Source organism: Terriglobus roseus DSM 18391 (genome assembly GCF_000265425.1).
GTDB classification, from domain to species: domain Bacteria; phylum Acidobacteriota; class Terriglobia; order Terriglobales; family Acidobacteriaceae; genus Terriglobus; species Terriglobus roseus.
Genome location: NC_018014.1, coordinates 3,781,852 through 3,802,724 on the forward strand (window position 1 = coordinate 3,781,852; position 20,873 = coordinate 3,802,724).

Annotated in this window: 20 protein-coding genes; 13 read left to right on the top strand and 7 right to left on the bottom strand. The window is 57.0% G+C overall.

What is annotated here, in order from left to right:
* The first annotated feature begins 185 nt into the window (after positions 1-185).
* Both mobF and TERRO_RS15370 read left to right on the top strand, forming a co-directional pair.
* Positions 186-2,933 (top strand): MobF family relaxase, encoded by a 2,748-nt coding sequence (gene mobF / locus TERRO_RS15365; RefSeq protein WP_245536115.1) that lies wholly within the window; start codon positions 186-188, stop codon positions 2,931-2,933.
* Between the two features lie 594 nt (positions 2,934-3,527).
* Positions 3,528-3,830, top strand: a complete 303-nt coding sequence (locus TERRO_RS15370; RefSeq protein WP_157178393.1) for a hypothetical protein — start codon at positions 3,528-3,530, stop codon at positions 3,828-3,830.
* A gap of 135 nt (positions 3,831-3,965) precedes the next feature.
* On the opposite strand, the gene TERRO_RS15375 is transcribed toward TERRO_RS15370, so the two are convergent.
* Complete coding sequence (locus tag TERRO_RS15375) at positions 3,966-5,477, bottom strand: UvrD-helicase domain-containing protein (RefSeq protein ID WP_014786620.1); 1,512 nt, start codon at positions 5,475-5,477, stop codon at positions 3,966-3,968.
* Between the two features lie 523 nt (positions 5,478-6,000).
* Here TERRO_RS15375 and TERRO_RS15380 point away from each other — a divergent pair.
* Both TERRO_RS15380 and TERRO_RS15385 read left to right on the top strand, forming a co-directional pair.
* On the top strand, positions 6,001-6,213 hold the full coding sequence (locus TERRO_RS15380) for a hypothetical protein (protein WP_014786621.1): 213 nt from the start codon (positions 6,001-6,003) through the stop codon (positions 6,211-6,213).
* On the top strand, positions 6,198-6,416 hold the full coding sequence (locus TERRO_RS15385) for a hypothetical protein (RefSeq protein ID WP_041592639.1): 219 nt from the start codon (positions 6,198-6,200) through the stop codon (positions 6,414-6,416). Before TERRO_RS15380 ends, TERRO_RS15385 begins: the two co-directional genes overlap by 16 nt.
* Positions 6,417-6,544: 128 nt before the next feature.
* Here the strand turns inward: TERRO_RS15385 and TERRO_RS15390 are convergent, their stop codons facing one another.
* On the bottom strand, positions 6,545-7,528 hold the full coding sequence (locus TERRO_RS15390; RefSeq protein ID WP_014786622.1) for an AraC family transcriptional regulator: 984 nt from the start codon (positions 7,526-7,528) through the stop codon (positions 6,545-6,547).
* A 121-nt stretch (positions 7,529-7,649) separates the two neighbouring features.
* On the opposite strand from TERRO_RS15390, the gene TERRO_RS15395 reads away from it, so the two are divergent.
* The 3 genes from TERRO_RS15395 to TERRO_RS15405 all read left to right on the top strand — a co-directional run bounded on the left by TERRO_RS15395 (position 7,650) and on the right by TERRO_RS15405 (position 9,587).
* Positions 7,650-8,399, top strand: a complete 750-nt coding sequence (locus tag TERRO_RS15395; protein ID WP_014786623.1) for a glucose 1-dehydrogenase — start codon at positions 7,650-7,652, stop codon at positions 8,397-8,399.
* Positions 8,399-9,091: an NADPH-dependent F420 reductase gene (locus TERRO_RS15400; protein WP_281047903.1), complete on the top strand. Its 693-nt coding sequence runs from the start codon at positions 8,399-8,401 to the stop codon at positions 9,089-9,091. The genes TERRO_RS15395 and TERRO_RS15400 overlap by 1 nt, the downstream gene beginning before the upstream one ends.
* 85 nt (positions 9,092-9,176) lie before the next feature.
* Positions 9,177-9,587, top strand: coding sequence for a nuclear transport factor 2 family protein (locus TERRO_RS15405; RefSeq protein ID WP_014786625.1), 411 nt, complete (start codon positions 9,177-9,179; stop codon positions 9,585-9,587).
* 139 nt (positions 9,588-9,726) lie between these two features.
* Here the strand turns inward: TERRO_RS15405 and TERRO_RS22215 are convergent, their stop codons facing one another.
* The gene (locus TERRO_RS22215) at positions 9,727-10,641 is read right to left on the bottom strand and encodes a LysR family transcriptional regulator (protein WP_217164370.1); all 915 of its coding nucleotides are present in this window, start codon (positions 10,639-10,641) and stop codon (positions 9,727-9,729) included.
* Positions 10,642-10,738: 97 nt separating this feature from the next.
* Here TERRO_RS22215 and TERRO_RS15415 point away from each other — a divergent pair, with 97 nt between their 5' ends.
* On the top strand, positions 10,739-11,740 hold the full coding sequence (locus TERRO_RS15415; RefSeq protein ID WP_014786627.1) for an amidohydrolase family protein: 1,002 nt from the start codon (positions 10,739-10,741) through the stop codon (positions 11,738-11,740).
* 417 nt (positions 11,741-12,157) lie between these two features.
* Here TERRO_RS15415 and TERRO_RS15420 read toward each other — a convergent pair whose 3' ends face one another.
* Together TERRO_RS15420 and TERRO_RS15425 are read right to left on the bottom strand one after the other, a co-directional pair.
* Positions 12,158-13,087 carry a LysR family transcriptional regulator gene (locus tag TERRO_RS15420; RefSeq protein WP_014786628.1) on the bottom strand — a complete coding sequence of 310 codons (930 nt, stop codon included), beginning with the start codon at positions 13,085-13,087 and terminating at the stop codon, positions 12,158-12,160.
* Positions 13,087-14,169 carry a sulfite oxidase gene (locus TERRO_RS15425; protein WP_014786629.1) on the bottom strand — a complete coding sequence of 361 codons (1,083 nt, stop codon included), beginning with the start codon at positions 14,167-14,169 and terminating at the stop codon, positions 13,087-13,089. The genes TERRO_RS15420 and TERRO_RS15425 overlap by 1 nt, the downstream gene beginning before the upstream one ends.
* Before the next feature lie 501 nt (positions 14,170-14,670).
* On the opposite strand from TERRO_RS15425, the gene TERRO_RS15430 reads away from it, so the two are divergent.
* Together TERRO_RS15430 and TERRO_RS15435 are read left to right on the top strand one after the other, a co-directional pair.
* Entirely contained in the window at positions 14,671-15,375 is a 705-nt protein-coding gene (locus TERRO_RS15430; protein WP_014786631.1) for an LVIVD repeat-containing protein, read from the top strand.
* Positions 15,376-15,487: 112 nt separating this feature from the next.
* Positions 15,488-15,868, top strand: a complete 381-nt coding sequence (locus TERRO_RS15435; RefSeq protein ID WP_014786632.1) for a YidH family protein — start codon at positions 15,488-15,490, stop codon at positions 15,866-15,868.
* A gap of 452 nt (positions 15,869-16,320) precedes the next feature.
* On the opposite strand, the gene TERRO_RS22795 is transcribed toward TERRO_RS15435, so the two are convergent.
* On the bottom strand, positions 16,321-16,611 hold the full coding sequence (locus TERRO_RS22795; RefSeq protein ID WP_014786633.1) for a YXWGXW repeat-containing protein: 291 nt from the start codon (positions 16,609-16,611) through the stop codon (positions 16,321-16,323).
* 123 nt (positions 16,612-16,734) lie between these two features.
* Positions 16,735-17,091: a hypothetical protein gene (locus TERRO_RS15440; RefSeq protein WP_014786557.1), complete on the bottom strand. Its 357-nt coding sequence runs from the start codon at positions 17,089-17,091 to the stop codon at positions 16,735-16,737.
* 291 nt (positions 17,092-17,382) lie between these two features.
* On the opposite strand from TERRO_RS15440, the gene TERRO_RS15445 reads away from it, so the two are divergent.
* From TERRO_RS15445 to TERRO_RS15455, 3 genes are all read left to right on the top strand, one after another.
* Positions 17,383-18,801: a sensor histidine kinase gene (locus TERRO_RS15445; protein ID WP_157178394.1), complete on the top strand. Its 1,419-nt coding sequence runs from the start codon at positions 17,383-17,385 to the stop codon at positions 18,799-18,801.
* On the top strand, positions 18,801-19,445 hold the full coding sequence (locus TERRO_RS15450; protein WP_014786635.1) for a response regulator: 645 nt from the start codon (positions 18,801-18,803) through the stop codon (positions 19,443-19,445). Before TERRO_RS15445 ends, TERRO_RS15450 begins: the two co-directional genes overlap by 1 nt.
* 162 nt (positions 19,446-19,607) lie before the next feature.
* Positions 19,608-19,847: a hypothetical protein gene (locus TERRO_RS15455; RefSeq protein ID WP_041592640.1), complete on the top strand. Its 240-nt coding sequence runs from the start codon at positions 19,608-19,610 to the stop codon at positions 19,845-19,847.
* Positions 19,848-20,873: the final 1,026 nt, after the last annotated feature.

Here is a 20,873-nt window from a genome sequence, read left to right on the forward strand (position 1 = left end):
GACTCTTCAGCTTCAGTAAAGTACGCCATCGTACCGCCTTGCCGGACAGTTTACGCTCGCCGCGCGTGAGAGTTAAATGGTTCTGTTCAGAATGGCGTGATCAATTGCAAAATTTGAGGTACAAGACCACAGTTGCTAACGTAGCGTCGACTAAACCAGGGCGTCGATAGGTCTCCATGCTCACCATGTCTTCTAAAGCACTTTCAGCCGGCCAGGCACGGACGTACCACGCACGTGAGTTCGCGTCAGAGCGGCAGAACTACTGGAGCCGCGACCAGCAGGGCTTCAGCGAGTGGCAGGGGCGGCTTGCGGAGAATTGGGGTCTCTCCGGTTCCGTAGGCAACGAGCATTTTGCCCGCCTGAGCGAGGGCCAGCACCCGATCACCGAACAGCAGCTGGTGAAGCACCAGGTCTCACGAACCTATGAGGGCAAGGGCGGCAGGGAAGTCACCAGCGTGGAGCATCGCGCCGGATGGGACGCGACGTTCTCCGCTCCGAAGTCTGTTTCGCTGACCTCACTGGTCGGAGGCGATGATCGCGTCAGGGAAGCGCATCGCGAGAGTGTACGTGTGGCCCTGCGGGAGATCGAGCACTACACGCAGGCCCGCATCGGTAATGTGCATGCCCCGGAGACGACGGGCAAGTTTGCGGCGGCGACGTTTGAGCATGACACTGCCAGGCCGGTGGAAGGCTATGCCGCGCCGCAGCTTCATACCCATGCAGTGATCTTCAACGTCACCGAGCGTGAGAACGGGCAGACCCGTTCTGTGCAGTCGCATGAGCTGTACGCTTCGCAGCACTACGGCACGGCAATCTACCGGGCGGAGCTGGCCACGCGGCTGCAAGATCTCGGATATGAGATCGAGCGCGGCAAGGATGGACAGCCAGAGATCAAGGGCTACACCCGCGAGTACCTGGAAGCGTCGAGCCCACGCCGTCAGCAGGTGCAGGATTACAAGCGAGAGCAGGGCATCGACGGCGCGGCCGCTGGACAGATCGCAGCACACCGCACGCGGGATAAGAAGGAACTGCAGACGCCGACGGAGGTGCAGCGAGCCCACCAGGAGATTGCGGCGCAGCACGGCCATCAGGCCGATCGCGTGGTCGCCGAGGCCCTGGAGCGTACGCACAAGGTCCGGCAGGAACAGGCATACTCTCCGGAGATGAAGGCGCAACAGGCCGTCACCTATGCCCGCGATCATCTGTTCGAGCGGCAAGCTGTGCAGGACCGCCGCGCCCTGTACGAGACGGCTCTGGATCGTGGCATGGGCGAGATTACCCATAGTCAGGTTCGGCAGGAGTTCGAACGCCGCATGCAGGCGGGCGAGTTCCGCGAGGCTCCGGCTGATGTGCGGGGACCGCAGATCACGACCGCTGAAATGGTGCGCATGGAGCGCGAGATAGTGTCCGTCATGCGGCAGGGCAACGAACGGAACTTCAGCCATCCTATGCTGCTGGAAGGCCGGGAACGCTTCGACACCATCGACCGGCACCCGGAGCTGAACGCTTCGCAACGCACGACTGCCGAGGAGCTGTTTGCTTCCCGAGAGAAGATCGTCGCCATCGACGGCGTAGCCGGCGCGGGTAAGACGACGACGTTGGCCGTCGTGCGTGAAGGAGCAGAGGCCGAGGGCTATCGCGTGGAGGGTTTTGCGCCCACGTCACGGGCGGCTCAAAAGCTGGGCGAGGCCGGGATCGAGACTTCAACGCTGCAGATGCACCTAGCGCGTGGACAGAAGCCGGACAGCGGAGAGAAGCGGCTCTATGTGCTGGATGAGTCTTCACTTGCTTCCACGAAACAGATGCACGAGTTCGTAACGCGCCTGCATCGGAACGACCGCGTTCTGCTGGTGGGCGACCGCAGGCAGCATGAGGCCGTGGATGCTGGCAAGCCGTTTGCGCAGTTGCAGCAGGCAGGCATGAGGACGATCTCGCTCGATCAGATCGTGCGGCAGAAGGATCCAGAGCTTCGCAATGTGATCGAGCAGCTTTCGCGTGGCGAAGTGGGCGCGGCGGTAAAGAAGCTGGATGACCAAGGGCGGGTGCATGAGTTCCGTGGCCGCGAAGAGCGCATGAATGCGATAGCGAAGGAATACGCGAAGTCGCCGGAGAACACGCTGGTCGTCTCACCCGACAACCGCTCTCGCGCCGAGATCAATGGCCGAATCCGCGCCGAACTACAGGAGCAAGGTCTTGTGAGCAGGGAAGAGCACCGCATCCAGACGCTGGTGCCACGGCAGGATCTCACGGGCGCGGCCCGGACCTGGGCGGAAAAGTACGAGGTTGGCGATGTGCTTCGCTACAGTCGTGCTTCAAAGGAAACCGGCATCGACAAGGGCGAGTACGCGCACGTACTTGACGTGGACGGCAAACAGAACCGCATCACGGTGGAGTTGAACGACCGACGGCAGCAGAGCTACGATCCTCGCCGGCAGTCGGGTGTGTCGGTCTACCGTGAGGAAGAGCGCGCATTCTCTTCGGGAGATCGAATCCAGTTCACGGCGCCGGCGAATGATTTGAAGGTTGCCAATCGCGAGCTGGGGACAGTGGAGGGCATCACGGAAGGACGCATGGCGTTACGCATGGATGATGGCCGTTTCGTGCAGATCGATCCTGTGAAGCATCCGCACTTGGATCATGGCTACGCCGTCACAAGCCATTCCAGTCAGGGGCAGACCGCTGAGCGTGTGCTGGTCCATGTCGATACCGAATTGGGCGCGAAAGATCTGCTCAACAATCGCATGGCTTATGTGGCAGTCTCGCGCGGCGCGCACGATGCGCAGCTCTTCACGAACGATCGGGAAAAGCTGCCCATTGCACTCGGGCATGAGGTTTCGCAGCAGAGCGCCCATGTGCCAGACATGGCCAAGGAACAGCGTGTCGAGATCGCCCCAAAGCATGAACACAGCTATGGCTTCGGTATCAGTGTGTGAGGGATCACGCTTCGGATCAGATATGACGCTCACATGGGTGAACCCCCTTGAATGGTGCGGATCGAGCGGGGATGGAGAGTTCCTCTTTTATCGTCTCGCTTGCTTGCGCAGGATTGCCGCCTGCATAGTCATTCTGCTCCGCTGCTGTCTAGTCTGCGCGAGAGCTGCATTAGTAGCGCCCGGGTGAGAGGTCGGCTGGCAGCAGGCAGGCGAAAAGCAGATCGAGCACCATTCGAATAGCTCGGCGCGATTATGCGAGCTGACCGAAATGAGAAGATCCGTCAGCCGGAGCTGTAGCTGTGTCGGAGCCACAGCGAGCATTCTCTGGCGTGATCCGCGTCCTGACGTTTTCCGATCAATCTCCGCTATACGGTCAGACATAAGTTTCCCCTGAAACGACGACGATGATGATGCGATGGGCAAAGATGAGGGAGAGTAGGTGCTCGGTGTTACGCGCTGTACAGCCCAAATCCTTTACTCATAGAACTTTAGTTTCTTCCTATGTTGTCAAGCAGTATTGGGCTTGCGCTGTACAGCTTGTGTGCTCAAAGTTGACCGACCTTGCAGCTTGTGTCGCATATGTATGATCAAGGCATGAAGAGCGCGGTCGACATTGCGAAAGACTTTACGGAGTTGGTCTTGAACTCAATCCGTCTCGACGAGACCAACCCGATGAAGCCTAAAAAGCAGGACCTGCTGACCCTTTCGGTCCGCCTGCCGCGCACAGAGAAGCATCGCTTCGAGCGCCTGGCCCGCCGCTACGGTGTCGAGCAGACTCAAGTGGTGCGGAAGGCTGTCACAGCAATCCTGGATCACCTTGAGGATCAGGAAAGACAGATACAGCAGCTACCGCGGCATGCACAGGCGCCGCTGTTTTCTGAGTCAGCAGGGAAGTAGCACGCAGCTAGCTGTTGTTGCTTTGCCGTGGTTCGGCAAATAGGCAGCCGGCGTGAAGGCGTCTTCGGACAATCACTGGTCCTCGCATCTCCACCGGGACTGCTCCCGGTCGCCGCTGATGGAGCTGACCTCGTGCTATCCAGCAGAACGTCCGAGCAGCTCGTTCGTGGTGCTACGGATCCCGAATCGCTTTGCAGTCTCGCGAGGCAAGTGCACGCCGAGTTTCGCACGAGTCAGTGCAACGTACAGTAAGCGTGCTTCGGAGGCTGTGGCCCTACTGACCTCAGCGGGAGGAAGCTGAGTGGCGCGGACGAAGCCTGCTTCGAAGTCCCTATCGAGGTGCACGTAGTTCCATTCGCGTCCCTTGGAACGGTGCGCCGTGGAGCAGATGACCTGCGCGGTGGCCTCGCTCGACTCACAGACAGAGAGAGCCCGGAGCATACGGGCCTCACCATGCTCCTGGACCAGGTTGACCAGCGGCCGGAGTCCTCCGCCTTCTGGCTGGGCACTGAAGCTCATCACATCTCTCCAGTTTTGAAACCCCAGGAGCTCGGGCGACTGTGCCACCTGACCTTGTTTCACGCGCTGCACGTCCGAGAGAACACGTTCCAGTTCCTTGGTACCGCCACTCACCGCGCAGCGCAGGTTCTGAGCAAGGCAACGGAGAACGTTTGCGATCACCCCCGCGTTGCTGCGAGCCAGGATCGCGTCCGGTCGAACCCGTCCGATGTGTGAGTCGATAGCAGCAGACCCTCGCAACGATTCTCGTGCGCCGAGTGTGCGGAGAACGATGCTTGCTGCCGCGGCGATTGCCGGTCCAAATCGGAATGATTGTGAGAGGAGGCAGCGGTGCTGTGTATGAACCTGTTGCATCGCATTCACGGCCCCACGCCACTCGTAGATCTGTTGGTATGGATCCCCCACATAGACGATCTGGCATGCCGACTGGTTGAGCACATCCAGCAGGACCGGGCTCAGGTCCTGAGCCTCATCGACCATAATGTAGTCGACTTCGGCACGGGGCTCCGATAAGGCCCATAGTTTCAGATAACCGTCATGGCCAAGTGGTAGGCCTCGTTCTCGATCAAGCATCGCCATCCAGAGATAACTGAGGTGCTCAGCAGCCTGTGTAGCGAAACTGTCGAACTGCCCTGAGCTCAGCGTTTCAAGCATGCCGTACCGGGGAATGTGGGCTGATCCCGGCGCCTTGTCACTGCTCTGCAGAAATGCCTTCATCCCGTCACGGAGGATCGCTGCATAAGATCTCTGTTCCAACACCACACCGCTATGGAACGACACCGTCTGAGGGAGACGGAACGCTTCGAGGATCAAATTGGGAGTGAGTGACTCGGTGAGCTTCCACTGCGGATAGCCGAGCTTTCGGCGTACACCCCGGTACGCCACAGAGTGTGTCGTGGCGCACTTCACGTGAGAAGGGAAGCGTTGCTGCGCTTCGACTGCGATGGCACGATTAAAGGCGAGGTACAGCCCTCTACCGGGCTTGCTGCCGGCCAGCAGTCTCAAGGTGGTGGTCTTACCTGTCCCAGCGTAGGCGTCGATCCGAAGATTGCCTCCAGCAAGGAAGAGATCGACTGCCCGTTGCTGCGCAATGACGGGCTGAACAGTAGACGTGCCTGATTCCAACATCTTCGTTCATTCTAGTTGTCTAGTGGTGCCACTTCGCTTCTCTGATGCTTCAGGAAAGAAGGCACAGAAACCACACGGTCACCATTGACCACTCCTACATCACGGCCGTTCAATTGTTCTTTCATACGTCACTTGGGACGCCTTCGTGCGAAGACAGGGTGCATACACCCCGTCGCATGGCGGAAACTGACTCGCTAATCATGGGCTGGGGATTCGACGTCGCCCAGAAGACGGGATGACCTAACCAGCTCAGCTTGCAAAGCACACCATAAGGCCTGCTCAAGCCTAAGGTCCCTGCAGAAGTGTGCAGATGCAGTTGCTTCCATTTCGCTCGTCTTCAGGCTATTGGCAGCAGCTTGAAAGCACCTTAGGCAGATCCAATCTTCGGACCCGTCGGGGTTTACACGGCAAACGAAGAAGGATTGAAGGGGCATGACTCTAGGAGACTTCAAAACCCGCTGAGTGTCCGTCTGGAACTGTGCATTGTGCAGATTAAGCCTGAACAAGATTTGACTATGTTGATATGCATTCACAGCATGACGTCGGCTGCAAGCGCAGCCTCGAGCTGGACATGTTCACGCGCTCCTACGCCACCTTTGGCAGGCAGAACAACGAGTACCGCGTTGTGCTCGAGCGTAACCGTGGCGTTGTGCTTGGGGGTCGAAGGGGCGTGTCGTCCTGGTGGGCGATGCTGGCTACTGCCCATCGCCAGCCGCAGGCATGGGTGGTTCCGTAGCGATCCTCGGCGCCGCAGCACTCGCCGATGCGCTCGCGCAACACCCGACCGATATCCAGGCGGCCTTCCGGCTCTACGACGAAAGCTTCCGGCCCACCGTGGAAGCCATCCAGACGCAAGCAGTCGAATTTCGCCTGGAGATGTTTCTGCCTAGATCAGAGGAGGCGTTACAGGACAGAAACGCGCGGCTCAGCATTCGCTGATCAAATCACAGCCCAGATGAAAGCTCGCCCTCTCAAACGACGATCGTCGCAGGGGAGCCGAAATCCGATGTTGATGAGTGCATTAGTGATTTGTCGCTCATGGAGATCACAGCTGACGAGAACGGTGCCTATTGGGCCTGCCTGTGGTCTTCCAATCCACGTTTGAGGTACTCCCCTGGACTGGCTCCAACCACTCGCTTGAAGGCCTTACTGAATGCCGCATCGGACTCGTAACCGACTAATCGAGCAACGTCGACGTGCTTCTTATCACGCTGTTCGAGTAGCTGCATCGCCTTCTGCATTCGCCATTCGGTTACGTATTCCAAAGGTGTCTGTCCGAGCAGATCTTTGAAACGCAGTGCAAATGCGGATCGAGACATGCCCGCTGCTGCGGACAGAGACTCGACTGTCCATGGCGCGCCCACTTGATCGTGAAAGGCGGTCAGGGCAGTGCCGATGGGAGGATCGAATACCGCCCGAAGCCATCCTTGTTTGCGTTCCGGTTCCGTCGCGATATACGCCCGGAGTACCTGTATAAAGAGAACCTCGGCGAGGCGGGTCGCGACGATTTCAGACCCTGGCACCTGGTCTGCCATCTCCGACGCTAGAGACTGCATGGTGTTGTGGAGAGCGAACGTGCGTGCCTGATCGGCCTTGATCAGAATGAAGTTTGGTAATAACTGAGTGACGGGTTTCAGGCTGGCACGGTCGAAGCTGAGAGACCCGCAGACGATGGTCGTTGGTGCGCCGCCGCCTCCGCAATGAGCTACGTTGCTCTTGGCCTTGGCGGCGGCCTCACGAAATGTCGATTTCGGTGATGTGCGAGGGCTGTCGCGCATGACGATTGAAGTGTCACGGGCAAGCAAGATGAAATCGCCTCCGGTGAGTGGAATCGCCTCCTTGATGCCTTCGACGTTGAGCCAGCAATTGCCACGCGAGAGCATGGCGAAGTGCGCCAACTCTGCCGGTGGCCGATGCTTGCCGGTATTCGGCGGTTTCTCTTCGTTCTCCGCCCCTCCCCCCCTGAGTCCCCACGGGGCGGTGGCTTCGAGCCTGTGCTGACCGAATGCGGTTACGTGCAGCGTACGAAAGACATCTGTTATCGGATCCACTCTCAGCCTCTCTGTTTGGACGAATAGACAAAATGTCTGGACTCCTGGGCAGTTCCCGTCCGTCTCATGAGGAATCTACTCCCATGTATCGGATGTTATGCGATTACGAAAAGGAGCAAGTATGGGAAAGCTTGAAGGAAAAGTTGCAGTTATCACAGGCGGAAACAGCGGGATTGGGTTAGCCACAGCTAAGCGCTTCGTTGAAGAAGGCGCGCACGTTGTAATCACCGGTCGACGCGAGAAAGAGCTGAAAGAGGCTGCAGCCTTTATCGGGAGAAACGTCACGACGATCACGGGCGACATTACGCGCCTAGAGGATTTGGACCGGCTCTATGCCGTCGTGAAAGAGAAACACGGGCACATCGACGCACTCTTCGCAAATGCCGGCTGGGGTGAAGTCGCACCGCTGGAAGCCGTTAGTGAAGCTCACTTCGACACGACCTTCGATTTGAATGCGAAGGGCACATTCTTTACCGTGCAGAAGGCCGTTCCGCTCTTCAACGATGGAGGCTCGATCATCCTGAACACTTCGGTCGCAAACGTAATGGGATTGCCGACCTTTGCTGTGTATGCCGCGGCTAAGGCGGCTGTGCGCAGTTTCTTGCGTGCCTGGACCTTGGAACTGAAAGACCGCAAAATCCGCGTGAATGCGGTAAGCCCGGGACCTATCGAAACCCAGGCACTTGAGAAAGCGGGCATCCCCCCTGAAATGCTCGAACAAGCGATAGCAGGATTCGCTTCACAAGTCCCGCTCGGCCGCAGAGGCAAGCCAGAAGAAATCGCGGCAGCAGTTGCATTCTTTGCCTCTGATGAGAGTTCTTACATTACCGGCGTCGAGCTCGCCGTCGCTGGCGGCATGGCGCAGGTCTAATCGCGCGTCCTGCGGCGGGCTTTCCAGCACGGCAAGTCGCGGGACGACACTTTCAAACTTTCGTTCTCACACCAGATCGGAGAAACAGCATGAGCTACGCAATTGTTGGATTCGGCAAGATCGGCCAGGCGCTGGCCCAAGCGTTTGCGCGTAAGGACATTGATGTGATCGTCGCGAGCCGCCGCCCGCCTGCAGAGCTGGAACCACAGGCTCGTGCAATTGGGCCGAAGGTTGTTACCAAGTCGCTGGAGGAAGCGCTCAAGGCGGACACGATCTTCCTGGCCGTTCCGTTTGGGGAACATCGAGAGGTTGCGAAGGCGCTGCCGAGTTGGGACGGCAAGACGATCATCGACGCGATGAATTCATTTCCCCTCCCCCCTGAGGAACTCGACGGTCTCCCGTCGTCAGCGTTCGCAGCGAAGTCGTTCGCCGGCGCCAAATTCGTGAAGGGCTTCAATCACCTGGGTGCGGCCAGGCTGGCGACCGATCCGCAGGTCGATGGAGGATACCGGGTGGTGTTTTTGTCGAGCGACGATGACGATGCTGTCGCTACCGTGGAGGAGGTCGCTAAAGAACTAGGGTTCGCACCCGTGAAACTGGGCAAGCTGAACGAGGGCGGATGGCTTGTGCACGCACGCGGCGCAACTTGGGGGCACCTGATCTTTCAGGATGTGTTCAAGAAGCAGCAGTAATCGGTTTGCGATTGCGGGCGAGTGGGATTATTTGTGAACGGTTCCGTTCATACGGACGCACTTGACGAAGGAGAGGAGAGAATCGATGAGCAACGAAGAAGAGAACGTGCAGGTTGTGAAGAATTTCTTTGCAGCGATAGGAAGCGGCGACGAGCAAGCACTGCTGGCGCTGATTGACGAAGGCATGGAGTGGAACATCCCAGGCGAGGATTGGCCGTTGGCTGGCACGCATCGTGGGCACGCGGGTGTGGCGGCTGTGCTGCGCAAGGCGGCTGAAGAGATAGAGACGACATACCCGAAGCCTCCGGAATTCGTGGCGCAGGGAGGCCGGGTTTTGGTTGTTGGAGTCGCTATTGGGAAGATCAAGGCCACCAATAAGACGTTCAAGGATCATTGGGTCTTCGACATCACCGTTCGAAATGGCAAACTGACAAAAATCCGGGAGTACATCGACACACAAGCCTTAGCGAAGGCTTCGGCAGGAGGAGTGCAGTGAGATCGTAGAGATTGTCGCTCGTTATCTGCTGGGGATCATCTTCACCGTATTTGGGCTGAACGGCTTATTAAACTACAGGCGATTTGGCAATAGTTGAATGCTTTGCTGGGCAAGCATAGTAAGGAGGAGCCCGTCTCTGTTATTTGAGAAGCCGGTACATCTGGGCTCTCAACCATCCCAAGCCTTCGTCCTTTTGCGTTCGCTCGTGCCAGATTAGGCGGTAAGCAAATGGTGTTTCGCCGCGCAGGGGAATCTGCGAAAGCGGTGCCGAGTCAGCCAGCACGCGTCCCAGGCGTGAGGGGAGGATGATGAAGTGATCCGTATGCGTGAGCATCATTGGAGCGGAAGCGAAATAGGGCGTTCGCAACGCAATCCTTGGTGACGGATGACCGAAGCGAGCAAGTGGATCGTCTCCCTCCAACCGGTCGCCAACGGGATACAGGAGTACGATCTGCGGATAAGCGGATGCCAATGCGGGGTCGAGGCTTCCATCTTTCCTTCGCCCGTCAAGCAGCGGATGCCCCTGCCGAACAAGACAGACGGATCTCTCTCGATAGAGGGTACGAGCATGAAAGTTCTCGGGTAGGCGGCTTTCGGAGTCTAGGGCAAGGTCAAGCCAGCCTGTCTCCAGTTCGTGGAGGGTCTGTGCACTCCATGGGGTGACCTCCAACGTGATGCCTGGCGCGAATGTGCCGAGCATTTCAATTAACGGTGACAGAACTACGGTCGCACCGTGGTCCGTCGTCGCGATCCGCACGATCAGTTTTGCTGTGGACGGCGCAAAGACCTCTCGTTCGAAAAGAACTGATATAGACCTCAGCGCTTCCGCTACCGCCGGTCGAAGTTCCTCACCCCTTGGCGTCAACGTGTTGCCCTGACGACCCCGAACCAGAAGTGGATCACCGAGCGTAAGGCGCAATCGCGATAGCACCCGACTTGCAGCGGGCTGGCTGAGTTCTAAAGCTTCGCCGGCCTTAGTGACGCTTTTCAAATCGAGGAGTTGTTTCAACATGCGCAGTGAGCGAAGGTCGAGGTTATCGAAGGAAGCATTCATTTGCTGCATATGGGGTATGCCCTTTCAGCCATTGGCTGCATGTGGCGTTCTCGTAATACTAAATACGCCGTGATAGCAGCACCCGAGAAGGGAATCAATGAAGATCATCAGCATTGAAGAACATATACTTCCTCAGCGAATCCACGCCGCGTGGAACGCGTCACCGATTGGTGCGGAAGGTACGGACCATTTAGACCAAGGCGAGATGGGTCGAATGCTTGAAGACTTGGGTGATGGCCGTTTGGCACTTATGGATGAGAGTGGAATTGACGTTCAGGTTCTCTCCGTCACGACCCCCGCACTTCATAACCTGGAACCAATAGAGAGCATTAATCTCGCGAAAGATACCAATGATTTGATCGCCGCGACCATTGCAAAGTACCCAACCAGGTTTCAGGGGTTCGCGGTCCTTCCCATGGCTGCGCCGCCGGAAGCAGCCTTGGAACTGCAGCGTACCGTGGAGGACCTCGGGTTTCGCGGTGCGATGGTATGTGGTCGTGTACGCGATAAGAACCTGGATCACCCTGACTTCATTCCATTGCTGCGCACAGCGGCAGAGCGGCGTGTACCGCTGTTCATCCATCCTCAAGTCCCGCAAGCTTCTGTTCGAGCAGACCTCTATTCAGGATTCGGCGAGACGGTTGATCTAGCCTTCGCGACGTTTGGCCTGGGCTGGCACTATGAGGCCGGTATCCAGTTTGTACGGCTGATTCTGGCGGGCGTGTTCGACCGTTTTCCTGATCTTCAGATCATTCTCGGTCATTGGGGCGAGGTCGTGCTCTTCTACCTTGAGCGGCTCAAGTCGCTTGCGCGAGTGGCAAAGCTCGGGCGCCCCATTGAGGACTACTTCCGGCAGAACCTGTACGTTACCCCCAGCGGGATGTGGAGTCAGGAGTACCTGAAACGAGCCGTAGATGTTGTGGGGCAGGGACGGATTCTGTTTTCCAGCGACTATCCCTACCAGTACCGGCCCGGGCAGCCGGGGCGTTCATTCCTGCTCAGCGCCGAGCTATCGCAGGAAGCTAAGGAAGCGTTTGCACATGGCAACTGGGAAAAGCTCACGAACGCTGGGCTTGCCCACCCTAAGAGTTTCGCCTGATAGTCGGCTTGTGTTTATCAAGGCCGAACGTCAATTGACGAGAACAGGCCGACTCATCATTGAGCTTCAGCTTGAGCCGAATCAGCTGTCATCTAATAGGCCGAGAAGGTGGTCCGAGAGTATTGCGCTCTTGCCGCTATACTGAATAAGTCCTTGAGGTCCAATAACTTACCTTCGATAACCATCATTCTGTATAGTCGCTACAATTCAGCGTGATGAGCGAAGAGCAACTCCACAATTTGATCTCGATATGGACAACTGAGAGCGACGGTTTCAAGGCTGAGGCACGTCGATTGGAGTCCTCCGACCAGAGCCGCCTTGCAACTTCGATCGCGATGCTCGAGACTCGGGCTCAGACAATTGATCGATGCATCCTTGGGCTTGAAACCTTGTCTAAGTTGGCATCTCCAGCAGAGGCTAGCGACCGCTCGGCTTACTCGTGCGCTTGATGGGCTTCAGCGATTGAGCAAGCAGGAAGCCGCGGAAGGCACCCACGTTCCCGACAGGTTCTGGGCCAGCGGGGTAAGCCATGGAAAAGCTCCGTGAAAACTTCAGCCCTTTGACCCTGGAGAGCTTGAGCGTTCCCAGAGCAAGCTGATTGCGTACGGCCCATCGAGAAACGAAGGTATAGCCCAGCCCGGCTTCGACGGCATTGAGCAGGCCTTCATTGGAATCAAGCTCCATGCCCGGCGTCAGTTCCTTCATCTTCAGGCCCGCCTTCGCCAGGCAGCTTTCTATGATTCGACGCGTGCCAGAGCCGAACTCGCGCATCAGCAAGGGCTCCGTCCGGAGATCTTCAAGCGTTATCTCCTGCTCTGCCCATCCGTGATTTGCCGGAACAACCAATACCAGTTGGTCTTCCATGAACGCTTCGATGTGCACGTCTCTGCGCTGCTCCGGACCTTCGATCAACGCAATTTGGATGTCACCAGCGACCAGAGCCTCCAGCATCTGATCTGTGTTGCCGCTCCGAGCTGTGACATGGATCTTCGGATGGGTCTTCACAAATGCGGCCACGAATCTAGGCAGCAGATATTGCCCAATGGTCTGCGAGGCTCCAATCGACAACTCTCCCGCATGTCCTCCGTATGCACCTGCAACAGCCACGAGAGCCTCACTTTCGAGATTTTTCATCTGCTCTGCAAATGGCAGTAATGCCGTACCTCCTGGGGTCAGAACGATCCTCCCGCCTCCGCGATCGAAGAGCGAGACGCCGATCTGGTCTTCGAGCGCCTTGATCTGCTGGGTGACTGCAGGCTGCGTGAGGAGAAGCTCTTCCGCAGCCCTGCTGAAGTTGAGGTGGTGCGCTACCGTTCGGAAAACCCGGATTCGAAAGTTCTCGATCATCAGCGAACGACCACTTCGATCCCAAACGTATGGTGAATCACATAGGTGCCGAACTTCTTATCGTGGTGGTCAGGCTGAACGTTACCCTGGCTATCCGTCGCTCTCGACTTCAGGATGTAAGTTCCCTTCTCTACTGGAACTTTCCAATCGAACTCCCAGCGACGCCAGACGAACGGGACTGCTTCATCGAGGAATGTCACGGGTTCCCATGTCTCTCCGTCATCCGTTGAGAGTTCCACCTGCTCAACGACTGTGTCGCTTCCCCAGGCAGCGCCGAAGACACGGTAGCTCTCTCCTGCCGGGATGAATTCGCGAGTACGTGGCCGGGCAATCGCCGATTTCAACGCCATCTGCCCCAGCGCTCGCCGCATCGGATTGTTGTTTTCGTCGTAATCCCAGTAGCCGTAGTCAGAGGTCTGCCAGTAGCCTTTGAAGGGCTCCGTCAGGATGCGGATGCCGGTGAGCCATTTAACGGAAGCCATACCGTAGTGGCCCGGCACGATGGCCCGCAGCGGAAAGCCATGGTCGATCGGGATCTCTTCGCCGTTCATCTGGTACGCGATGATCACGTCCTCGGCCTTCGCCATCGCAAGGCTGCGAGCGTACTGTGTCTCGCCCGGGGGTACCGGCTCTTCCCGTGGGGTTCCTTTATCGCAAGCCTCAAACAGGATTTCGCAGGCTTCAGGGCTCACTCCGGCGCGCTCCAGCAGCGCAGACAGGGGCACTCCGGTCCAGTTGGCCGTGCTAACGGCGCCAAGCTGCCACTGCGCACCCTTCACCTGGGGAACGAGGAAGATGCGGCCATTCCCCGCGCATTCCAGGGTCGCGGGGCGCGTAACGCTCGGCAGAGCGAGCAACTCCTCGTAGGGGATCTTGAACGGTTTCGCGACCGCGCCATAAACCGCTAGTTCGTAAGAATCGCGATCCAGAACTGGAGCTTTAAAGTGACTGCGGATATAGAAGAGATCGTTCGGCGTGAGAAATTCGTCGAGCTCATCGAAGGGATACTCAAGGTTCAGGGGATCGCGTTCGCGAATGATAAGACCGATGTTTGGCTCGGCGGCAACTGATGCTGTGCTCATGGATTCTCCTCGTACCGGTCACGACGACGGAACTTCAGTTGAGATGCGTGAAACAAACCAGGTCTGCAGTCACCAAGCCAATACGCTAGCGTTCGCATCCGTCATCGTCAGGTAAAGTGACGTGATTGTAGAGTCGTGATGCATCGCTCTGCTAAAGATGGATTCTGACAAGAGTTTCGCAAAAGCTACCGCTTGCGGGGCTCAAGGATAACGACACGTGCAGCGAACATTCTGTCGGCGGAGGTGATAGGCGGTGAGAGCGCCACTGACGCCTCCACCGACGCTATCGATTGTGCTGGCCGTGCCGTTCGTGTTCTGTCCTGTCGTCATCCTGATTTCCTCTATCGCTAACGTTAGGAGATAGAGACGTGGAAAGGAATTCGCAAATGCTTATGGGGTATAAGGGGTGCCCTTGTCCCGGCGCTTATACCCCATAACGATTACTGCTTGGACGGGTGAACCTCCCCAGCTCGACACTGGATTTCGACAAGGAGAAACACCATGAACAAGATCTTCGCCCGTACCCTGATCGCCGGCCTCGCCGTAGTCTCCGCAGCGATTGCGCCCCTGGTTTGCCAGGCACAGATCCGGTCGAAGTCGGGCGAACTGGTTGTGATCGAACCGCGCAGCCTCCCGGAGCAGGCTCAACTGGGCGGCAACTCCTTCTTCCTGCACAGCGATGATGCTGGCAGCACCTATCTCTATGTGGAACAGCAGGAAGGTGCACGGCTTACTGTCTTCGAAGTCACTGACCCGAGCCGCATCAAAATGGTCTCAACGACGCCCTTGACCGTGGACGGTCCTTTCGACTTCGTTCGCGCCCTCGACGGGAACGCAGAGCTCGTCCGTTTCCGCGACGGCAAAACCGTTGCGCTCCTTGATCTGCGCAACGCAAAGAATCCGAGACTCCACGTCGTCTCTGGACTTCTGGATCCAGGACCGACAGAACCGCTCGGAAAGACAGGTTTTCTCGGAGTCAACAAGCCTTACTACTATGTGTTCGCTTTGCCTCGCGACTATCAGGTAGTCGACATCTCAACACCTGAGAAGCCTGTTCTGCTCACTACGATCAAAGAGGTGAAGCATCGTGTGGTGAACGAAGATACAGGAACGACCTTCCTGCTCGGGACTGATGGATTGACCGTCATTCGACGGATCAGCGTTGAAACTGACTACAAAATGCACCAGATGCAACTGGCGAATTAAAGGGCTCTTGCGGGAAGAGGCTTGCACCCCTGAGGCAAGTCTGGAAGACTGTAGGGCTCTTCATCAAAAACAGAAAGCACCTTCATTACGAAGGCACTGAGGCAAAGGCGACGTGACTCCTACTCCCGAAAAAGATCCTCGCGTCTACTTCGCTGCGGAACGCACCTTCCTAGCCTGGATCAGAACCGGTCTGGGCCTGATGGGCGTCGGCTTTGCGGTGGCTCGATTTGGGTTATTCCTGAGGCAAATGCGAGCGAGCGAGACTCACTCCGTAGTGCGTAGCTCTGGTCTTTCCCTCTGGTCGGGAGTCGCGATCGTCTTCCTTGGTGTTGTCGTTCTCATCTCGTCTGTCACACAGCACTTGGCCCTGATCCGAGAGCTTAGCACCGGATCATGGGTGCCCGGCCGTGTGTCCAGGAACGCGGTAATCCTGGCTTTGCTGCTAGCCCTGGTCGGGTTGGGTATGAGTATTTATCTGCTTGTTCTCAGATGAGTCGTCAGGGAAACAATCAGCGTCACCTTCGCGACTCTTCTATGAGGAGTCCGACGCCATGTCGGCAAGATCATTGCATGGAGCTATCTCCGGCGGGGTGACAGCGAGGCAGATAAGAGGCCATGCCCGCAAAGAGACTGTGGCGTCTCAAGCTCTCCTAAACGCGAAGACAAGCCTAAGGACGGCCCTCGTCTACCAAGGGGATCCTTCCAAGGAAAGGCGTGTTGCCCTTGGCCGACGCCTACAACTGAAGCATTGGTCGGCTGCAAGAGAGAGGGCCCTTCCGACGATCTATGATGAGCAGAAGTTGAGGGGCAGGTATCGCTCGCAAGAGAGTTGCTTTCTTGGCGGGTCCATTTTGGCTAGAAGGTTTCGAAGATCTTATTGATAGACCCGATTGAAGATGGCCGCCAGTCCACCAGGCGGCCCTCCTCAGTATGCTCGCGCTCTTGCTAGCGCCAGTACCCGCGATGTAAGTAGTAGCCATCACCTCGGTGATCGTAGTCACCCGGAACCCAAGTTGCCCCCGGCCGTGGTGGACGCCCCCAATGCCCTGCAGCCCACACATAACGACGCCCATTCCAGCGATGGTAGCCGCTTTGCCAGACGTAGCCGGGACGGGGAGGAGGACCGTAACGCTCCACGATGGGTGCCGGCGGCCCGATGCGTATCGCAACCTGAGCCTCAGCGGCGGCCGAACCGATCAATAACAGAAGTGCGAGTGGGACTGTCTTCTTCAGCATAACGATATTCTCCAAAGCGGCTGTCCGCCAGGCCCGCGCCGTTTGAACGAACGACGACGGTTGATGTGAAGTTGCGAGTGCAGATGGAGAGTTGGGAAGCACTCTCCGATCGTTTGAGGCGGATTATCTTGGCAATACACCGGGATCGGTTGCGGCATTGTGGTTGCGGTTGTAGATCCCTCGAGAGGTGCGGTCCTGCTCGCGAGCGAGCTTGTGACGATCGCTGGCAGTGAGACGGCCTCCATCGGCCGCACGCATACTGTTCTCACGTGAAGCCAACTTCGCCTGATTCGCTTCTGCGTGGGCCGCGCCGCCTGGGGTGATCTGCCCATCCTGAACGCCACGCGCGATGCGGGCCTGTTGACGATCCTGACGTGCATTGATCGAGTGGCGCTGGTGATAGGTCGTACGTTGCGCGAAAGCGCTCGAAGCAGGAATGATCAGGAGCGATGCTGCGACGACTAAGGATTTCAGATACATTGTGATGCTCCTTCTAAAGAGAACTGGGTTGAGGCATTCAGTGAGTTCGAATGCCGGGTGTGCCGATCCAATCTTGCTGCCCGGGGCGCGACATGAGTCGTCTCGCGATCTGTATGTAGGAACGCATATCGGGGCAGCGTCCCCCTCCCGTCGGGAGGGTATTCTTCTTGACCTCTGGACGGGAGGCAGGACCGGCAGGGAATCTGGGATTCTCCGTTCTGCTTAGGTTTCGTGCGTATCCTTCCTCATGCTTTCTCCCATCTGGGCCTGTATCGAAGACGTCGTACCGGGATGTCGGACAAAGAGAGGAAAGGCGGGGATATCCTCTGTTCAGGAGGCGAAGCAGTGGCTTTGGTGAGCACAGGAAAACCCAATATTGCGAAACAGCACCTTTCGGGAATGAAGGTCCTGTGGGTTGGCTGCGCCTTCATCCTGGCAGTGATGTGTGTCAGCACGGCGGATATCATCTACTCCCTCCGCAAGACTTCAATCAGAAGCGATGCCGTGATATCAGCTTTCCGAGAAAGAACGCATTTGCTGGATACACTTCGAGCGCTAATGCTTCGGTCGGCCCTGTCACCGAACAATGCCGGTGAGCGTGCGATGGACGAGAGTCAATTGCCCACTACACATCTGCAGGCAAGCAAGGCGCTTGAAGACTTCGGGAGGTCACTAGAGGCAAGCGGCGATGATGCCACACAGCAGAGGTTGGCCGACCTCAAGACTTCTATCGATCGCTACTGGGAATCTCTTCCTGACATTCGGCAGCAGAATGGCAAGCTGAGAGATTCGATACAGCCACGAGCCGGATCGCCCGAACGAAGACAGATCAGACGCATTACACGACAAATCAATGCACTAAACAGAGAACAGCAGGACCGTACGGAAGCAAAGCTCCATGAAGAGCATCAACGTTTACAGGGCGAGCTTCTCCTCGCCTCTTTGCTTTCTTTGGCTGCGGTCATTGCATTGGTGACCGGGATGTCATACCGACTCAGAGCGTCTGAAGGTCAAGCCGAATCCCAATATCAGGCTGTAGTGCAGGCGCGTAACGAGCTGCGAAATCTTACCGCGCGCCTTGAGCAAGCGCAGGAAGAAGAGAGACGCACGTTGTCACGCGAGCTCCATGACGAATTTGGCCAGACCATGGCGGCAGCCCTTGTCGAACTTAGTCGCATAGAGGATGAAATGATTCATGATGGCGGAACAAGAGCCCAGCTCGCGAGAGTCAAATTAGCACTCGAACAGAGTATGCGTTCCATTCGCGATATAGCTCTGGCCCTACGTCCCTCCATGCTCGATGACCTGGGACTGGTTCCTGCTCTTCGCTGGCAAGGACGGGAGGTAGCACGTCGACATGGGCTGGCTGTGAGCGTGGATGCTGATGACAATGCGGGCTTTCTTCCTGACGCGTATCGAACCTGCATCTTCCGTGTTGTTCAGGAGGCTCTTCACAACACCGTAAAGCACGCGTCGGCCAAGTCCGCTCGTGTTGTTTTCCAAAGGACAGATGATGCGATGACACTAAAGATTGAAGATGATGGCAAAGGGTTTCGCCCCGATTTGGAAAAAGGATTGGGTCTGCTCGGTATTGAAGAGCGAGTCAGTAGACTCTCCGGGCAGGTGCACGTGACATCTACCGTGAATAATGGAACGTCAGTTTTTGTCACGCTCCCACAACCCGCAACCTTAGAAGACGAGATAGCTTGATGGTTCGGATAGTTCTTGCAGATGATCACACCGTTCTGCGCGCAGGTTTGAAATCCCTGCTGGAGCGTCAGCGTGACTTTGAGGTGGTCGGCGAAGCCGGCGACGGTCGTGAGTTGCTCCGCGTAGTCGATGAGCAACGCCCCGATGTGGTGATCTCCGACATCAGTATGCCGAAGCTGAACGGGGTAGAAGGGACTTCGCAGATCGTGGCAAAGCATCCGAAGACACACGTCATCGTGCTCAGTATGCATACCGACGAAGCTTACGTACTCCGAGCCCTGAAGGCCGGCGCTCGAGGGTACTTAGTAAAAGAATCGGCTGAGGCCGATTTGATGATGGCGATCCGGACGGTACATGCTGGAAAGGCGTTCTTCAGTCCATCCGTGAGCGCGCTGCTGGTCGAAGATTACGTACGGCAAATGCGCGACCGTGGGGTGGAAGACAGCTATGAGCTGCTCTCATCGAGAGAGCGGGAGGTCTTGCAGCTGGTCGCCGAAGGACAAAGCAACAAAGACATCGCGCAGCAACTCGGTCTGAGCGTCTATACGATCGAGACGCACCGCGGAAACTTATTGCAAAAGCTGAATCTCCACAGTGTCCCGGAACTAATCCTCTACGCGGTGCGAAAAGGAGTCATCTGCTGAAGTTGGTGTAAAGAGCGTTGCTCTTGCCTGTCACCGCGCCAAGACCATCGATTTCCATCGCTACTTTTGGCGTGATTGGTGGTTCACTCATCGCTTAGTCATGTCGGGCAGACGGAAGACTCGGGAACTACCGTCGCCGAAGATCTCAGAGAAGGTAGGGACATGGCAAACGAGATCAAACACGCGGACGTACTTTCCGAAGAGCTCTTGCTCACTGTAGACGATGGGAGTGTTGCCATCGTCAAACATCAAGACGTGATCGAGTGCGCACAGAAGACCGCTGGCTTCGAAAGGGCTGAAGAGGTAAGGCGTCAAGCCGACAAAGAGGACCAGTCTACCGATGAATTATCGTACAACCACGACGGAACACTAAAGACAGAGCCAAACTGCTCATGCTGCTAGCATTACCGCTGACAGCACTCTGAGGAGTATTCATGTCAGGGAGAGCGCTGGCGCACGGACCGCGTTGATAGGAACTTAGAGTCTTGGCCTGCGGGAACCAGGAGCGATGCATTGCTCAAAGCACCGAGGATCAGACTGCAGCGAAGGGTCAACACGTCCAATCAACCTCAACGACGTGCATGGCAAGTCGACTATGCGGCAGAGTCCCAGGCAACAGGGGAGTGTGACGGTGGCATGACAACCCGTTGCCCGATAGGTTCTGCGTTGCAAGCCAATTGGTTCAACGAGCCGATGGAGCCTGGTATCGTCTTTCAGGTTTCAAAGGAATGGCCCGCATTTTCTGGCCATGTGATAGCCTGCCTAGCCTGCAATCACGGAATGATTGGTACGTGACGCAGTAGGTATACCGCGACGCTCAGCAGATCTCAGCTCTCATTGCGGCGAGCAAAAGCTCAGGGGAACGGGTTCTGGAGAATCTCGTAGCGTTTGTCGTTATCGTCATAGTCCCTGAAGAGCTCTAGCATGTGTGCCAGCCCTGAAAGCAAGTCACCGGGCAGTCTGCACAAAGTATTTTCAGCTGGTGTGCAACTCGAATCCGGTTATGCCAAGCAACATGAAATGACCAGAATAGAGCAGCTAACGAGGCGCTTGCCAAGCGCTATAAGTGGATCGGAGACGCTACTGTATTGAAGCCGTGAATCTTGATCATGGCAACCATGGTATTAGCGACGAGTTGGTCGTCGACGACGAAGACTCTTTACTCCGTGACACTTATAGGGTCCCCATTCCGTGATGGTTGGACTATCATGAGCGGCAAGTCCCGATTTTGACGCCAAAGGCCAATGATTGCGGTCGATTTCGACCGATGAGGCTGACGGCTATCGCTGGCGTGGACTTCGCCTCCACCAAGTGTTTGGTACTAAACGCCTAAAGGCCCGTCACCTCTTTGTCAGTCGAGCGTTACACGTCGCACAAAAGGCCAGATGCGCAGAGAACGCTGGCCACTCCTTCGAAATCTGAAACACA

Bases quoted from the DNA above. Each gene is read 5' to 3' on its own strand.
- mobF (WP_245536115.1), top strand. From the start codon at position 186: ATGTCTTCTAAAGCACTTTCAGCCGGCCAGGCACGGACGTACCACGCA.
- TERRO_RS15370 (WP_157178393.1), top strand. From the start codon at position 3,528: ATGAAGAGCGCGGTCGACATTGCGAAAGACTTTACGGAGTTGGTCTTG.
- TERRO_RS15375 (WP_014786620.1), bottom strand. From the start codon at position 5,477: ATGTTGGAATCAGGCACGTCTACTGTTCAGCCCGTCATTGCGCAGCAA.
- TERRO_RS15380 (WP_014786621.1), top strand. From the start codon at position 6,001: ATGCATTCACAGCATGACGTCGGCTGCAAGCGCAGCCTCGAGCTGGAC.
- TERRO_RS15385 (WP_041592639.1), top strand. From the start codon at position 6,198: ATGGGTGGTTCCGTAGCGATCCTCGGCGCCGCAGCACTCGCCGATGCG.
- TERRO_RS15395 (WP_014786623.1), top strand. From the start codon at position 7,650: ATGGGAAAGCTTGAAGGAAAAGTTGCAGTTATCACAGGCGGAAACAGC.
- TERRO_RS15405 (WP_014786625.1), top strand. From the start codon at position 9,177: ATGAGCAACGAAGAAGAGAACGTGCAGGTTGTGAAGAATTTCTTTGCA.
- TERRO_RS22215 (WP_217164370.1), bottom strand. From the start codon at position 10,641: ATGAATGCTTCCTTCGATAACCTCGACCTTCGCTCACTGCGCATGTTG.
- TERRO_RS15415 (WP_014786627.1), top strand. From the start codon at position 10,739: ATGAAGATCATCAGCATTGAAGAACATATACTTCCTCAGCGAATCCAC.
- TERRO_RS15420 (WP_014786628.1), bottom strand. From the start codon at position 13,087: ATGATCGAGAACTTTCGAATCCGGGTTTTCCGAACGGTAGCGCACCAC.
- TERRO_RS15425 (WP_014786629.1), bottom strand. From the start codon at position 14,169: ATGAGCACAGCATCAGTTGCCGCCGAGCCAAACATCGGTCTTATCATT.
- TERRO_RS15430 (WP_014786631.1), top strand. From the start codon at position 14,671: ATGAACAAGATCTTCGCCCGTACCCTGATCGCCGGCCTCGCCGTAGTC.
- TERRO_RS22795 (WP_014786633.1), bottom strand. From the start codon at position 16,611: ATGCTGAAGAAGACAGTCCCACTCGCACTTCTGTTATTGATCGGTTCG.
- TERRO_RS15440 (WP_014786557.1), bottom strand. From the start codon at position 17,091: ATGTATCTGAAATCCTTAGTCGTCGCAGCATCGCTCCTGATCATTCCT.
- TERRO_RS15445 (WP_157178394.1), top strand. From the start codon at position 17,383: ATGTCGGACAAAGAGAGGAAAGGCGGGGATATCCTCTGTTCAGGAGGC.
- TERRO_RS15450 (WP_014786635.1), top strand. From the start codon at position 18,801: ATGGTTCGGATAGTTCTTGCAGATGATCACACCGTTCTGCGCGCAGGT.
- TERRO_RS15455 (WP_041592640.1), top strand. From the start codon at position 19,608: ATGGCAAACGAGATCAAACACGCGGACGTACTTTCCGAAGAGCTCTTG.